Origin of the sequence: Dyadobacter fanqingshengii, from assembly GCF_023822005.2 — a bacterium.
GTDB classification, from domain to species: Bacteria; Bacteroidota; Bacteroidia; order Cytophagales; family Spirosomataceae; genus Dyadobacter; species Dyadobacter fanqingshengii.
This window is the reverse complement of record NZ_CP098806.1, coordinates 1450604-1465894: the sequence shown is the minus strand read 5'-3', so window position 1 is coordinate 1465894 and position 15291 is coordinate 1450604. Positions and strand designations below refer to the sequence as shown.

Below are 15291 nucleotides of genomic sequence, written 5' to 3'. Positions count from 1 at the left end.
ATTAAACTGTTACATTGTTTTCACGCAGTGCATCGTTTAAGGATGTTTTCAAATCTGTGCTTGCTTTGCGCTTTCCAATGATCAATGCGCAGGGAACGTGATAGGTTCCAGCCGCAAATTCTTTTGGAAGTGTGCCAGGGATAACCACAGAATCCGCCGGAACGAAACCCTTATACTCAACTGGCTCGCTGCCTGTCACATCAATGATTTTCGAACTGCCTGTAATGGTAACGCCCGCCCCCAAAACTGCTCTCTTTCCAATGTGGGCGCCTTCTACAACAATACAGCGGGATCCTATGAATGCTCCATCTTCAATGATGACAGGAGCAGCTTGTACAGGCTCCAATACACCGCCGATTCCTACGCCACCACTCAGGTGGACATTCTTGCCGATCTGCGCGCAGCTGCCGACAGTTGCCCAGGTGTCAACCATTGTGCCTTCATCTATATAGGCACCAATGTTAACGTATGATGGCATGAGCACAACGCCTTTTGATATGTAGGCGCCATAGCGAGCAACTGCCGGAGGCACGACTCTCACGCCCAGCTTATCATAGCCGGTCTTCAATTTCATTTTATCGTGGTATTCAAAAATGCCAACTTCACTAACAGACATCTGTTGAATAGGAAAGTACAGGATAATAGCCTTTTTCAACGCCTCATTTACTTTCCAGGAGCCGTCTTCTTGCGGTTCGGCTACACGAAGACGGCCTTTATCAACCTCTTCAATGACATCCTTAATGTAATTCACCGAAGCAGGATCCTTTAATAATTCCCGATCTGACCAATAAGACTCAATCTTTTCTGCAATAAACATGTTTAAGTATTAGATTAGTTAAATTGTTTTAAAGTACTGTAATATAGATAGTTATGAGATTGCTCAATGTGAAACATTCAAAATATGAGTTTTCACAAAATCATGAAAAAAGTCAATTTTCGGCTCAAATTTGGTTCCGCCCATTTCCGAGACACAAGTTTCTACTGACCAACACAAATATAAACACATATATCAAAGAGGATAAATAAAGTACATGAAATATATACTACAATATTTAGTAAATTATCCAAAATACTAACAAAAATGGCTTTTTCGTAAATTTGCTAATTATAATAGTAATTCAAAATAATCACTACTCCGACTTTTTTACGCAAATCCTTTAATTAAGGGCACATTTTTATTAATTTCGCCTTCGAAATAAACAATCACTAGAAAGACATGTCGAAAGTAAAAGTTGCTATCAATGGATTTGGCCGCATTGGCCGTCTGGTTTATCGTCAGATTTATAATATGGAAGGCATCGATATAGTTGCTATCAATGACCTTACCAGCCCAAAAGTATTGGCTCACCTGCTTAAATATGACACTGCACAAGGCCGTTTTGATGCTGATGTGAAGTCTACTGACAATTCAGTCGTTGTGAATGGTGAAAACATTGTCATTTACGCACAGCGTGACCCTTCACAAATTCCCTGGGGATCACATGATGTAGATGTTGTTCTGGAATGTACAGGTTTCTTTACAAGCCAGGAGTCTGCAAGTGCCCACATTAAAGCTGGTGCGAAAAAAGTGGTTATCTCCGCTCCTGCAACCGGCGATCTTAAAACAATTGTGTTCAATGTCAACCATGACATTCTGGACGGCTCGGAAACAATTATCAGCGGTGCTTCTTGTACAACCAATTGTCTTGCGCCAATGGCACAGGTGTTGGAAGAGAAATTCGGCATTGTAAATGGTTTAATGACAACCATCCACGCATATACAAACGATCAGAATACACAAGATTCTCCACACCCAAAAGGAGATTTGAGAAGAGCCCGTGCAGCTGCACAGAACATTGTTCCTAACAGCACCGGTGCTGCAAAAGCAATCGGACTTGTTCTTCCTGCTTTGAAAGGTAAATTGGATGGATCTGCACAACGTGTACCAACATTGACTGGTTCATTAACCGAATTAACGGTTATCCTTGGCAAAGAGACTTCCGTGGAAGAGATCAATGCTGCAATGAAAGATGCATCGAACGAAAGCTACGGATATACTGAGGACGAAATCGTAAGCAGCGATATCATCGGCATCAGCTACGGATCGCTATTTGACGCTACACAAACAAGAGTGCAGAAAGTAGGTGATACACAGATCGTTAGAACCGTGGCTTGGTATGACAATGAAATGTCATATGTGTCTCAATTGGTAAGAACAGTTTACTACTTCGCAGGCTTGATCGGCAAGTAATATTCAAATTAGCTTTAACGAAAAGGCCTTTTTATCGCTTGATAGAAAGGCCTTTTCGTTTACAGGACCACTGCCTTAATGTATTTTATTGTGTATCCCTTCGAGACGAAAATACCTTCATAATGTGTTTTCACTCCATAATGTTCATCATGTAATGGGGATTCGTAAAGGTGATCGGTATGTTCAATCAATTTGAATTGATCCGATTCGCTCAGCTTTTCCAGGGTATATTCGTATAGAAACGTGCTGTCTGTTTTGAGATAAAACATTCCACCCGGCTTCAAATACCTGGCGTAACGCGAAAGGAATGTGGGATTTGTAAGTCTTTTGTTCTCATCCCGGTCCCTTACCTGCGGGTCCGGATGGATCAGCCAGATCTCACTCAGCTCGCTTTCATCGAAAAACTCGTCCGCATACTGAATTCCTGCCCTTAAAAAAGCGACATTAGTGAGACCATGCTCCGTTGCGACCAGACTGCCTCTGGCAATGCGATCACCTTTAATGTCCATTCCTATAAAATTCTTTTCCGGAAATTGCTTCCCTAACCCCACTGTATATTCGCCCTTTCCGCATGCGAGCTCGACAATGATAGGCTTGTTATTCTCAAAGTATAACTGGTTCCAATGGCCTTTGATTTGCGTATATAATGGTTTTCCCGCCTCAATTACATTTGCCGCCTGGGCACTAAACTGGTAGTGTTCTAATTTTCTTCTTGTCATTCTATTAATATCAATTACCAATCTATAATGTCTGCCACCACAAAAGTGCTTCCTCCCACATAGATCGTGTCATTTGGATCGGATTCGCGTTTTGCGGCTTCCAGCGCATCATTCACATTCACAAAAGCCTTTCCTTTGAGGCCGTATGCAGCGGCCAGGTGCATCAATTGCGTCGAGTCTAGCGCGCGCATATTGGAGGGTTGGCAAAAATAAAATATCCCTTGCGAAGGGAAAAGTTGCAGCATAGCGGAAATGTCCTTATCACCCACAAAACCGACAACAAAGCGCTGACAACCGCTTGCAACGCTCTCGAACTGCTCCAAAGCGGAAGCCAGGCCAGCTGTATTATGGCCTGTGTCGCAGTAAATGTCGGGCTTCTCCCCTAGCTTTTGCCAGCGTCCTTTCAAGCCCGTCAACGTCGTTACAGACGCAAGCGCTGCGCGCACATCTGCATCCTGCAACGCCCAACCTTTTTCTCTGAGGATTTCAATGGCAGCGATAACCCCGCCGATATTCTTCAACTGATAAGCACCGGTAAGGTCTAAACGCAGACCGGCATAGACTGGTTTAAGTGATTCTTTTTCAATCACATCGATCTCCATCAGACCATTCTGAAAGCCTGTTTTGTTGACCTCATACACATTGGAAGCAAAGACCACTGGTGCATTCACCCGCTCAGCCGCCGTGGAAAATACCTCAGCGATTGAATCAGTTTGTCTTTCACTTATCACTACAGGCACTCCCGGCTTAATGATTCCGGCTTTTTCAGCTGCTATTTCTTCCAGCGTTTCCCCTAGAAACTGCGTGTGGTCCAGGCTGATATTGGTGATCAGTGACAATGCTGGGGTTATAATGTTAGTTGAATCTAGTCGGCCACCCATGCCTACCTCAATTACGGCGATGTCTACCAATTCCTTCGAAAAATAGGAGAATGCCATTGCTACCGTAGCCTCAAAGAAAGAAGGAGACAATCTTTCAATGTTAGATTTATTTTCACTGATAAACTCCGTAATGAAGTTTTCCCCAATAAATGCCCCATTAACTCTAATTCTTTCTCTAAAATCCTTTAAATGAGGCGAAGTATAAAGTCCGACCTTGTATCCTGCTTGTTGAAGTATGGCTGCAAGCATATGGGACGTGCTTCCCTTGCCGTTTGTTCCTGCTATATGCAATGTAGGATAGTCATTCTGAGGGTCTCCAAGGAATTTGCAAAGCTCCCGGGTAGTATGAAGGCCCGGCTTAAAAGCACGGGCCCCAACATTCTGAAAAACCGGCAGGCGGCTGTACAGATAATCCAATGTTTCCTGGTAATTCATTCTTAAAAACTATTGGGAACGGATTTTGAATGTGATCGTTCCTATTGACTCGTCCGGCACATTGGAAGACTTGGGAATAAAAGTCAGGTCCCGAACTGCGCTCTTATATTTATTGACTACTGCGTAGTCTGTAACAGTCGTGTTTTGCGTGATAATGCTCTTTACACGGCCATTCTTGTCTACGGTAATTTTGAATGTAATGTCGCCTGTGGCATCCGAATTATCATCTACAACTGGCCTTCTAGACCAGCTCCATCCCGACAGGCTCAATCCTACTGCGGTTCCACCGCCGCCACCTTCACCTTTGTATGTTTTTGCGAAAAGGCTTCCGCTTTTCGAACCTTTATCGCCTACTCCTTCTGCATCGTCTCCGTTGTTATTCCCGCCGACACCGCTTTTTGTGCCGTTCGTGCCATTGCTACCCGACTTGCTTCCGGAGGATTTGGTAAACAAGGCATCCTTATTCACCGCTTTTTCCGGCGTTGGCTTGGCAGCAGGTGCTGACGACGCTTCCGAGCCGGTTGATTTTTTGCTTTCGTTCTTTTCCGGCGCTTCCACCGGACTTTCTGCCTTGGATGTAATTACGGGCTTCTCTGCAACCGTTTTCGTGGGTTTAACCGGCTCAATTTTCGGGGGCGTAGGCGGTGTAGGTTTTGGCGTTGCAACAGATTTCACCTTTTTTACCTCGTCCGCGTCGGCGCGCATGTTTTCTGCAACCTTGCTATCATTGGGTTTATTAAATGTTTGAACATCGCCTTTACCAACTTTGCTTGTTCCGTAGTTTACCTCCACAAACAGCTCCATAGGCTCCACTTTTGGCAGTGAACTATTGAGCCTGATAAAGAAGAATATGCCCAGCAATGCAACCGTAATTCCCACGGACATAGCCCAGGAAACTGCAATTCGCTGACGATCTTCGGCTTGTAATACAATCATTGTATTTGCTATTATTTTACTTTCTCAACAACGTAAAATTAAAAAAAATCGTGTGTTACGAAAAAAGGAAGCACTTACTGCTTCCTCTCTCTTATATCCTGACTGCTTATTTTTTCTTGTAAACCCAGCCTGCCTCGCCAATAACTCCCTGCAATTTTGCGGAAGCACGATACGCATCGGTTTCATTTCCGTAGCCGTTCACCGCCACCTTCACTTTTTTACCAAATCTGTCCGGAGGCAGGATGCTCGCATCTGCGAAGCCCTTTTCCTTCAATTGAGCCAAGAGAACATTTGCTTGTCTGGTCCCCTTAAATGTTCCTGCTATCACGTAAAACTTAGACGTTTTGGCAGGTTCAACAGAGGCAGCAGGCTCCGGCCTTACAGCAGGAGCAACCGCTTCCTCCTTAGCTGAATCAATTTTAACAGCTGCAACCACCTCAACAGGCTTCGCGACGATCGCTGCAGAATCAACAACCGGCTGCGTTTTGGTTAAAGGAGTAATCTCCGCCGGTACTGCAACTGTTTCTGTTTTTTCTTCAACAACAGCTTCTGACTTTGAGAACAGCTCAGTAAAGGGATTTAATGTGCTTTGAATGTCACCGTTTCTCGAATTTACCAAAAACACGCTTAAACCGCAGATAACCGTTGCTATCACTGCCGCTGCAGCCCAACGTGCCCACTTAAACGAATTAGATCTTTCTTCCTCTGCCTCAATGATTTCAACCTGTTCTTCGGCCATGTAGGATTCTGCTGCTGCAACCGGAACTAGCTTTTTATCAATTTGCTTGGCTCTAATCTTCTCGAAGCCGTACCATTCATCTTTAAAATATTTCTCCGTATTGGGCTCGAAAACAAGTTTACCCTCGATATTTTTACTGAAATCGCCAATCCCGGTAATCTGGGCCTGGCCGCGTTGTTCCAGATTCTGGCGCAACTCGTCCGTATAACGTTTCACATAATCCACTGCTTCCAGATGCGACAATGTCTCATGGCGCGAAATGTAATTGGCCAGAAGTCCGTCGTCCAGTTTCAGAAACTCATTGAATGCTAGCTTCTTGGCAGGCGGAGAAAAAGTTTGTGACATGTTATCATAAGCAGCCGGAATCTGGTGCGAAAGCAATGCTCCGAATCCTGGAATGATTACAAATTCATATTCACCTACAAGTTTTCGGATTACTGTTTCGACTGCTATCATGAACGTTTTTTCAGTTAACTGAGCGAAGTTAAAAAGAAAATGATAATCCTCCAATAAAGTTTAGCCCTTGCTGCGGGTAATATTGATAACGCTGATACTGTTTGCCCAATACATTGTTCAGTGCCACAAACGCAGAGAAGTTCCTGGTTAACAGATAATCAATCTTGAAATTCAGATCTGCTATTACAGGTAATTTCGTCACCTCGCCGGTCTGGAAATTTTTTGCTTTAATTCCTCGAAGCATGTAAAAATCGGCCGTTACAAACAATTTTTTGCTGATGGAAAGCGCATTAAACCAGTTTAACGTAAGATCAGGACGGTGCCAAGGCTCTTCCAGGTCTGAAACGGAGTAGTCGAAGAAGTTTACTTTAAGAGATGTTTTGAATAAATCATTGAAATTATAGCCTGCCTGACCAGAAATGCTTAGCACTTTCGTTTTGCCCGGATCATACAAAATAGCAAACTTGGAAGTGTCCGCAAGCGAATTGTTGAAATAGTAGAAATTCCTGTATTGCGTGTAAGCCACTTTACCCTCGTAGTTAAACCCTGCCAATCCTTCACCCTTCACACCGCCACTGATTTCATAGTCCTTATCAGTGTTAAGTATTTGAACATTGGGACCCAGCCATTGGTTTTCACCCAGCATACTTTTCAAAGTATTCCTTACCATATCACCATTCCATCCGGCAAAAATGTGCAATCCTGCAAACGGCGCGACATCAATATTTAACACTGGAAAGGCCTTTGTCCTGTTAATTTCAAGCTCGCTGTCGGTTTCGTTGGCAACATTGATACCCGCTGTGACCGAAAAGAGCTCCGATGTATATTTGAATGTTGGTTTTACGCGGAATAAATTTCTATTGAAAGTGAATCTGTCAACCCGCTGTGTAACGAAGGCATCCGCTTCCAGCAGCGCATGGAATGATTCGGATAAAGGCACAGAGGCCATTAACTTGGTTCCCCAGTCCAGCTCCGATGCTTCATAACGGTCGCGCAGTGTATGCAGGCTCGTTTTTACAGAATAGTCCACCAACACGGATGCGTCAGTGTTTTCAAAACCCAGTGCAACGCCAAAGCGGTTGATGGTTTGCCGAATGCTGTCCCGGTTAACCTGAACTGTTTCAGGCTGTGGTTGATAACCATAGAAATAATAGTTCTTACGGTCATAATCCAGCGCTGCCTCGACTTTATACTTGCTTCGGATATATTTCCCACCAACCCTGAAATTCGTGGCTGCATTTGCGGAATTCTTGTCATCGACCGGACCATTGGCGGCGGACAAATGTTTGAGCTGCGTAGTGAAAACCAAATCTTCGGAAGGACGACCGCCAACAAATGCTTCGCCCAGGAAACGCCCGTAGTTACCCGCTCCGAGCTTAACATAGTTATTCAGCACGTCGGGTTCATCTTTGCGTTTCTGCTCATCGGAGGATGCCGCCACGCTAGGCGTAAGCTTTGGCGAAGAAAGGTCTATTTGCGGATCAATGATCTGATAATCAACCTTTTTCTTGCCTGTTTCTCCTTTGATAGGATCCACTTTATCATAAACCCGGTTAGCCGGAGCAAATTCAATGCTTTTCTCTTTAACAATCTCGTAAGTCTGGCTTTCAATCTCCCCCCGCTGCGCGAATGCAAACTGGGAAGAAAAGCCAAGTGTCAATAAAAATAAGGAAGAACGTATCGCGGTGGATTTCGTCATGAGTCTTAATATTTTCTGTTTGTCCCGCAGGAATGAATCTTTTTATTTACTGATCTGAGCCAACTTTTCCTTTGCAAGCTCAACTGCTTCCTTATCGTCGGAATTGTCGATGATGGAGGTTAATGTCGCCTTAGCCTGTCCCATCTCATTCAATCCGACATACACCTCAGCAAGCAGTATAAAAGACCTTACGCGCCAGTAATCATATCCCTCGAAATTTTTTCCCATATCAATGATCGCTGTCTCGGCCTCTTTATATTTTTTGTTTTTATAAAGCACCATCGCAGACCAGTAACTTGCCTCAGCACCATATTCGTCTTTGGAAGAAGCGGCTATTTTCCTGAACTCTTCGCCGGCCTTTGTAAAATCGCCGAGCTCAAAAGGGACCTTACCAGCATACAGTTGCGCTTTCCCTACTGCACCCGGGATCAGGTTACCGGCATTGATCACTTCTTTCGCATAATACAGCGTCGAGTCGTAGCTTTTCAATGTATAATAGGTGTCCATCAGACCCACCCATGCCTGAGCCTGTTCTTTCTTGCTCTCCGAATTACGAAGCAGCACGCGGAAATTAGAAACCGCATTGTTATAGTTACCGCGACCAATTTCCAGTTCAGCCGAACGTTGCGCCGCTGCGGCCACGAATGTTGATTTGTTTTGCTGAACCACTTTACCAAAGAATTCCAGTGCTTCATTCACTTTACCAATCTTGTCATAAGATGAAGCGATGAAGTAAGTGGCATCTGCTTGATGCTTGCTGGCAGGATAGCTCTGGATAAAGCTTTGCAGGGAATTGATAGCATTCTCGTATTTCTCTGCATAATAGAGGTTACGAACGTTGTCAAACTCAACTTCTTCCAGTTTCTCATTACCCGGATTGTTCTTTCTTACCACGCCAAGAACCTGCGTAAATTCTTCCGGACGACCCACAGCCGTGTAAGCTTCCTGAATTCCTTCCAACGCACTGCTTGCCGAAGGCGAATCTGGATATTCTGTCAGGATCTTGCGGAAATCGACGATCGCTTGTTCGTAAACCTGTAAGTTATAGTATGACTGCGCCCTGCGAAGCAACGCTGCAGGAATTGCGTTACTTTTCGGCTTTTCATTGATCATTCGGGTGAAACCTTTCACCGCGGCAGAGTAACTTTGTTTCTGAAAATCAATGTCTGCCAGCTGGAAATAAGCATCATCCAGATATCTCGACTGCGGATACTGGCTGATCAGTTGATCAAATTGTTTACGCGCCTCTTGCTCGCGGTTCATGTACACATACGCACGGGCCTTCTGGAACAATGCGTAATCCTTATCCACTTTACCCTTGGCCGAAACCTGCTCGTATGTCTTGATCGCTTCGTTGTAATTTTTCGCAGCCAGATAGCAATCCGCTAATCTCGAAAAGCCATCCTCTATCATGAGCGGCTCAATGCCCTCAATGTTGCTGGTGAACTCCTTAAAGTAAGTTAATGCCTGCGCGTATTTCTTCTGGTTATAATAAATGTATCCTAATGCGTACAAGCTCTTCCTTGCATAAACTCCTGCTTTGGGATTCTTGGAGATCTGCGTGTAAAGGTTGGCTGCTTCGTCGACCTTGTTCAAACCATAAGTTGATTCCGCTTTATAGTAAGTCGCAGAAATAAAAAGCTGTTCGTCCAGCGGAAACTTAATAGACTTATCAAACATGGCGATGGCGTTATCGAAACGTTGTGCGTTGAAATCCAGCACGCCTTGGTTGTAAGTGAGCCGCTGATAAGTGCCATTAATTTTAGTATTCCGCTTAGAAAGGCCCTCAATGTACTTTATAGCCCCTACTGAATTGCTTGCGCTGGCGTATCCTTCGGCTACTAACTCGGTCGCTTCCTCCGTATGTTTACTCTCAGGATACTTAGTCATGAAGTCGTTGAACTCCTTTACAGCCTCATTGTTGTTTCCAGACTCCAACTGGACTTTCGCATGGTTGTAAGCTGCTTCTTCCTTAACAACAGGGTTAAAGTCAAGCTTTGATGCGTCGTCAAAGGAGGTTAAAGCAAAACTTAAATTAGAAGTCTTTAAGTAGCTGATTCCCAGTATGTAAGATGCGTACTGCGAAACAGAATCTTTACCCGGTCCGATCGGTTTCAGGTTCGTTATAGCACCTTCATAATTACCATTTCTGAACTGCGCATGACCATAATGAAGTGCCACAGTCGGAGGCACAACGCCCGGTTTCATGCGCTTATAACGTTCGTATGATGTTACGGCCGCAGCATAGTCGCCTTTTTCATAATATACTTCTGCCACATATAATGCGACATCATCAAGTTTAGTATTGCCTCTTTGTGATTTAAGGATCTTTTCACCGTATGTTAAAAGCTCATCATACCGTTTTAATTGGTATAATGATGAAATGATCCAGTTAGGTGCCTCATTCTTATAATAAGGATGATCCTCAATGCGCTGAAAATCCTGGTAGGCCTCTTCAAACTTATTTTTTTGATAATTGATAACACCCGCGTAAAACGAAGCGTCGCCTGCATTGGCAAAGGAAGTCTCCGTTTTCACCTGGTTGAACAATGGCAAAGCTGCATCCAGTTGCTGCGTATTATAATAAGACATGGCCAGCTGATAAGCACTTTCAAGCTTATTGGCACCACTTCCTGCAACATTAACAGCCTTTTCTAAATATGTGATGGCTTTGTCATATTGTCCTGACTCGTAATAATAACGACCCAGGTCACCATATATCTGCTGTGCTTTCGGGTGTTCTGAATGGTTCTTGACGAATCGATCTACCTGCACTTCCGCCTCGGGGTAATTCAGATACAAACCAGTCACAGCCACATAATATTCAGCAGTAACTTTATTGTAATCCGTGGTACTCAGCAACTTATCATCACTGCCCAGAAATTCGTTGAATTCTTGCCTGGCAGCAACGTAATTTGACTTTTCATAATATTCCAGGCCGTTACGAAAATGGGCTTCCGGTTCTGTAATACTTAATGTATTCTGAGCAAAAACCGAAGATGCGCCAACATATAAAAGCATTCCGAAAGTGGAGGCGCCGTGTTTAAAAACCATAGAGACTGAGTTGGTGAATTTTTGATTTGAATTAATGTCATTGACCATATCTTTTAAAGAGTATTTTGGTGCGCTCTTACCTCTTAAAATTGTTTGCTATCTAACGAAAAGTGTACTAAAACCGTATACGTTGGGGGTAAACGCATTATTCAATATCCTAGAAGATTACTTCATTTCGCCTTAATGACCCCGAAAAATCCTCATGCATTGCATCAAAACGATTGGCAATTGCGGCAATAAATGATTCGTCGATACAGCGCTCTAATTCTGCTGCACTTTCGATTTCATAGTCATCGATTTTGTAAGTTTGCTCGTACATGCCCGATTCAATCTTAATAATGTATTTGTTGTTCCATTGGTAAAGGCCGATCTTAAATTTGTCGTTGGGTATATCCTTAATATATCTCATTGTATTAAATTATTGCAACTGTATGGTTATCAGTATTAAACTAAATAAAATACTAATATTATTAGCGCTAATTATCTCGTCGTGTTCCAGTCAGGACAAGAAAGATGCAGCTGACTTTTTCTTAAAAGGCAACCAGGCGCTTAATCAAAAGAACTATGCCGAAGCATTACGCCTGTATGACGAAGCAATTGCCAAAAATGCAGATTTTTCAGACGCCTATCTCAATAAAGGAATAACTTTATTGAAAATGGGAATGCCAAATGATGCTTATGAGATTTTGACAGAAGCAATTAAAATTGACCCGACACTCACACAGGCAAACCTCGTAAGGGCTGAATCCGGGCTTGATTTGGGCAGGTTGCGCGAAGCGAAGCAGGATTTACAGCAGATCGAGAAAGACTACAAAGACTCTGCCCGATTTTTTCTGGTCCGTGGGAATCTGCTCGGCGCTGAGGGCAATGCTTCCCTGGCGCTTGCGGACTATGACCGTTCTATCCAGTTACAAAAATTGAATGTGGAAGCTTATGTAAACCGGGGTGCCATATACTACGGGCTGAAAAACCTTAAATCTGCTAAGGAAGATTTCCAGAATGCACTTGCATTGAATCCTGCCCAACCACAAGCGCTCAACAATTTGGGACTAATTGCGACAAAAGAGCGGAACTGGAAGTCGGCACTCTCCTATTTTGACAAAGTGCTTTCGGTTACTCCGGACGATGCGTACTCGCTCAACAACAAAGGTTATGTGCTTTTGCAAACCGGATCACCTGATCAGGCAAAGGAGTTGATCGAGAAATCCCTGGATAAGTTGCCAAAAAATGGATATGCCTTTCGGAACCTCGGGATTTATTATCAAAAGGCCGGGCAACCGGAGAAGGCGATCGAAGCCTTCTCAAAAGCAATTGATATTGCCGAGCCGGTGGACATGCTCTTCGGACTGGCGGGAGGAGCATACTTCCAGCAAAAAAATATCACAGCAGCATGTAAAATCTGGAAGCAAGGCATTGTATTAAAGGACTCAATTGCCATTGCTGAATCCGCAAAAAATTGCCCGTGATCACTGTTCACGACCTAACTTTCTAAGCTCCTTCCAGACTGTTTCGTTTTCGTACGGATCCGTAAAAATCTCTAACAAGGCAATGCCCTTGTTTTCAAGAAATGCTTTGACGGAATGTTCCAACGCCTCAAATTCTTTGCAGCTGAAATAAGCTATGTTTGAATCCTCACAAGTTCGCCTGGCGGAGAATGCATGTCTGGTCTCGAAGTAAGTCTCTATTTCCGGCAGGCCGGACGGTCCGTCGATCATCCTGAAAATATTACCGCCGGCATTATTGATGACCACGATTTTCAAATTTTGCAGAAGCGTGTTGATGAGCAAACCGTTCCGGTCATACATGAATGCCACATCACCAACTACCAGCAAGGTCTCTTCTTCATTCACCAAAGCAGCGCCGATTGCTGTGCTTACGCAGCCATCAATTCCACTCGTTCCTCTGTTACAAAACACGCTCCGAACATTACTTCCCAAGTCAAGCAAATTGATATACCGGACAGACATGCTGTTAGCAACATGTAACTGAAATACTCGATCAATATACTTAAACATCGAATCTAACGATGTTAAATCAGATAACTTAGGTAGATTATTGCAGTAGTCGCGCTTTATCTGCGCGGACATCAAATCCTTTGCGGACCATTTCCGTAAAAAGGATGAATCCGTTTCAGGGTCAGAATTTTGGATAAACAGCTGATAATCAATCTTTTCATATAAATTCTTGAAGAAATAATCAGGAGAAACCGGGATCGTCCTGGTTAAAGATTGCGTAGGGTCGGCTAAAAATGCATCTTCGCCAATATGCCAATGCGCTTTTGGAGGGTTCTTTCTAATAAATTGCTTGAAATCCTTCGAAATGAATGACAAACCGAATGTGATTAACAGATCAGGAACCAAGTCTTCCGCATTTTTACTGCTCAAAAACAAGTCGTGATTTCGAATAATGCTTACCCCTGATACATTACCGATGCTGTCTGCGAGGACCGGTATATCCCACTCTTCCGAGATCTTATTCAGCACTTCGCTGAGCTTATGATCCGGCATATTCTGGCCTGCGGCAATTAAAATCTTGGGATACTCTTCGAACTCATCCAATAATGCATTCCAAACTTCTGGTGCGAGAATCATTTCGGCTGGCTGCCGTTTTATTATTTTGAGATCAGCCGAAGGAAGCATTTCTTCTCCCAATGCCGGGTAAAATGGCTCCCTGATAGGAACATTGATATGAACTGGCCCCATTGGAACCGTAGAAGTAAGGGTTACCGCTTCATTGGACATTCGGTTAATGGCCCATTTGACATCTGCATGACCGTAATCCGCGGAAAATTCAAAAGAACGCTTGATATGCTTGCCAAATATCTCGTTCTGGTAAATTGTTTGTCCGTCATATTGATGAAGCCATTCCTTTGGGCGATCAGCGGAAATAACAAGCAACGGAATGTGCTGGAAAAACGCCTCAGAAACCGCCGGAGCGAAATTATAGACTGCACTCCCAGACGTGCAGATCAACACCACGGGAACGCCCGTTTGCTGCGCTATTCCGAGTCCTATGAAGCCCGCCGAGCGCTCATCCATACACACATGAATCGTGAACCGCCCGAAGCGTGTAAAAGCGAGCGTAAGCGCTGCACTGCGCGAGCCGGGCGAAACCACAACGTGTCTCACACCCTGCGCATAGCAAATGGCGGCAAGATCCACCAAGGGTTGTAAAATGGCCATATTTATAAATAAAAATAGCCTCATTAAGAGGCTATTTAATTAATACTGTATCAAATACTGGTTTAACTGTGACATCATCCGTTCAAATTAACCCAGATATGTTTTCAATGCTTTGCTTCTTGATACGTGACGCAATCTTCTGATCGCTTTTTCTTTGATCTGACGAACGCGTTCACGGGTAAGGTTAAACTTCTCACCGATCTCTTCAAGCGTCATAGCATGCTCGCCATTCAAGCCGAAATACAATGCGATCACGTCTGCTTCACGCTGTGTCAATGTGCAAAGTGCACGCTGCACTTCCTTGCGCAATGACTCATTCACCAAACCGGAATCAGGTTTGTCTTCCAAATCATTCTCCAATACGTCAAGAAGGCTGTTTTCCTCGCCTTGAACGAATGGAGCGTCCATGGAAACGTGACGGCCCGAAATCTTCATGGTGTCAACAACCTCAGAAGAAGAAATTTCAAGCACTTCCGCCAACTCCTCAGGAGAAGGTTCACGTTCGAAACGCTGCTCCAGTTCTGAAAAAGTCTTTGATATTTTATTTAAAGAACCTACACGGTTGAGGGGTAAACGTACAATCCTCGACTGCTCGGCAAGTGCCTGCAGGATAGACTGGCGAATCCACCAAACTGCGTAAGAAATGAATTTAAAACCTCTTGTTTCATCAAAACGCTGAGCAGCTTTTATCAAACCCAAGTTACCTTCATTGATCAAGTCACCCAACGATAAGCCCTGATTCTGATATTGCTTGGCCACAGACACAACAAAGCGAAGATTTGCTTTGGTAAGTCTTTCCAATGCAAGCTGATCACCATCCCTAATTTTCTGAGCTAACGTCACTTCCTCGTCCGGCGTCAACAAATCCACCTTCCCGATTTCTTGCAAATACTTGTCTAACGACTGACTCTCACGGTTGGTAATTTGCTTACTGATCTTTAGCTGTCTCATCTATCTTTT

Annotated in this window: 12 protein-coding genes; 2 read left to right on the top strand and 10 right to left on the bottom strand. The window is 43.9% G+C overall.

Features of this window, described 5'->3' with window-relative positions; genetic code table 11:
* Window position 1: 1 nt before the first annotated feature.
* Window positions 2-817, bottom strand: a complete 816-nt coding sequence (locus tag NFI81_RS05830; protein WP_234613497.1) for a 2,3,4,5-tetrahydropyridine-2,6-dicarboxylate N-succinyltransferase — start codon at window positions 815-817, stop codon at window positions 2-4.
* A 399-nt stretch (window positions 818-1216) separates the two neighbouring features.
* Here NFI81_RS05830 and gap point away from each other — a divergent pair, with 399 nt between their 5' ends.
* Window positions 1217-2230, top strand: coding sequence for a type I glyceraldehyde-3-phosphate dehydrogenase (gene gap / locus NFI81_RS05825; protein ID WP_234613498.1), 1014 nt, complete (start codon window positions 1217-1219; stop codon window positions 2228-2230).
* Between the two features lie 59 nt (window positions 2231-2289).
* Here the strand turns inward: gap and trmB are convergent, their stop codons facing one another.
* From trmB to NFI81_RS05790, 7 genes are all read right to left on the bottom strand, one after another.
* Window positions 2290-2949 carry a tRNA (guanosine(46)-N7)-methyltransferase TrmB gene (trmB, locus tag NFI81_RS05820; protein ID WP_234613499.1) on the bottom strand — a complete coding sequence of 220 codons (660 nt, stop codon included), beginning with the start codon at window positions 2947-2949 and terminating at the stop codon, window positions 2290-2292.
* Window positions 2950-2963: 14 nt separating this feature from the next.
* Window positions 2964-4265, bottom strand: coding sequence for a bifunctional folylpolyglutamate synthase/dihydrofolate synthase (locus NFI81_RS05815; protein ID WP_234613500.1), 1302 nt, complete (start codon window positions 4263-4265; stop codon window positions 2964-2966).
* 9 nt (window positions 4266-4274) lie between these two features.
* Window positions 4275-5201 carry a hypothetical protein gene (locus tag NFI81_RS05810; protein WP_234613501.1) on the bottom strand — a complete coding sequence of 309 codons (927 nt, stop codon included), beginning with the start codon at window positions 5199-5201 and terminating at the stop codon, window positions 4275-4277.
* 106 nt (window positions 5202-5307) lie between these two features.
* A complete protein-coding gene (locus NFI81_RS05805) occupies window positions 5308-6396 on the bottom strand; it encodes an HU domain-containing protein (protein ID WP_234613502.1) in 1089 nt (362 codons plus the stop codon).
* Window positions 6397-6424: 28 nt separating this feature from the next.
* Complete coding sequence (locus NFI81_RS05800; RefSeq protein ID WP_234613503.1) at window positions 6425-8095, bottom strand: TonB-dependent receptor; 1671 nt, start codon at window positions 8093-8095, stop codon at window positions 6425-6427.
* Window positions 8096-8137: 42 nt separating this feature from the next.
* Window positions 8138-11149: a tetratricopeptide repeat protein gene (locus NFI81_RS05795; protein WP_234613505.1), complete on the bottom strand. Its 3012-nt coding sequence runs from the start codon at window positions 11147-11149 to the stop codon at window positions 8138-8140.
* 157 nt (window positions 11150-11306) lie between these two features.
* Window positions 11307-11558, bottom strand: coding sequence for a hypothetical protein (locus NFI81_RS05790; protein WP_234613506.1), 252 nt, complete (start codon window positions 11556-11558; stop codon window positions 11307-11309).
* Window positions 11559-11580: 22 nt separating this feature from the next.
* Between NFI81_RS05790 and NFI81_RS05785 the strand changes: the two genes are divergently transcribed.
* On the top strand, window positions 11581-12615 hold the full coding sequence (locus tag NFI81_RS05785) for a tetratricopeptide repeat protein (RefSeq protein ID WP_234613508.1): 1035 nt from the start codon (window positions 11581-11583) through the stop codon (window positions 12613-12615).
* On the opposite strand, the gene menD is transcribed toward NFI81_RS05785, so the two are convergent.
* Complete coding sequence (menD, locus tag NFI81_RS05780) at window positions 12616-14331, bottom strand: 2-succinyl-5-enolpyruvyl-6-hydroxy-3-cyclohexene-1-carboxylic-acid synthase (protein WP_234613509.1); 1716 nt, start codon at window positions 14329-14331, stop codon at window positions 12616-12618.
* An 87-nt stretch (window positions 14332-14418) separates the two neighbouring features.
* Window positions 14419-15282 (bottom strand): sigma-70 family RNA polymerase sigma factor, encoded by an 864-nt coding sequence (locus NFI81_RS05775; RefSeq protein WP_015810559.1) that lies wholly within the window; start codon window positions 15280-15282, stop codon window positions 14419-14421.
* Window positions 15283-15291: the final 9 nt, after the last annotated feature.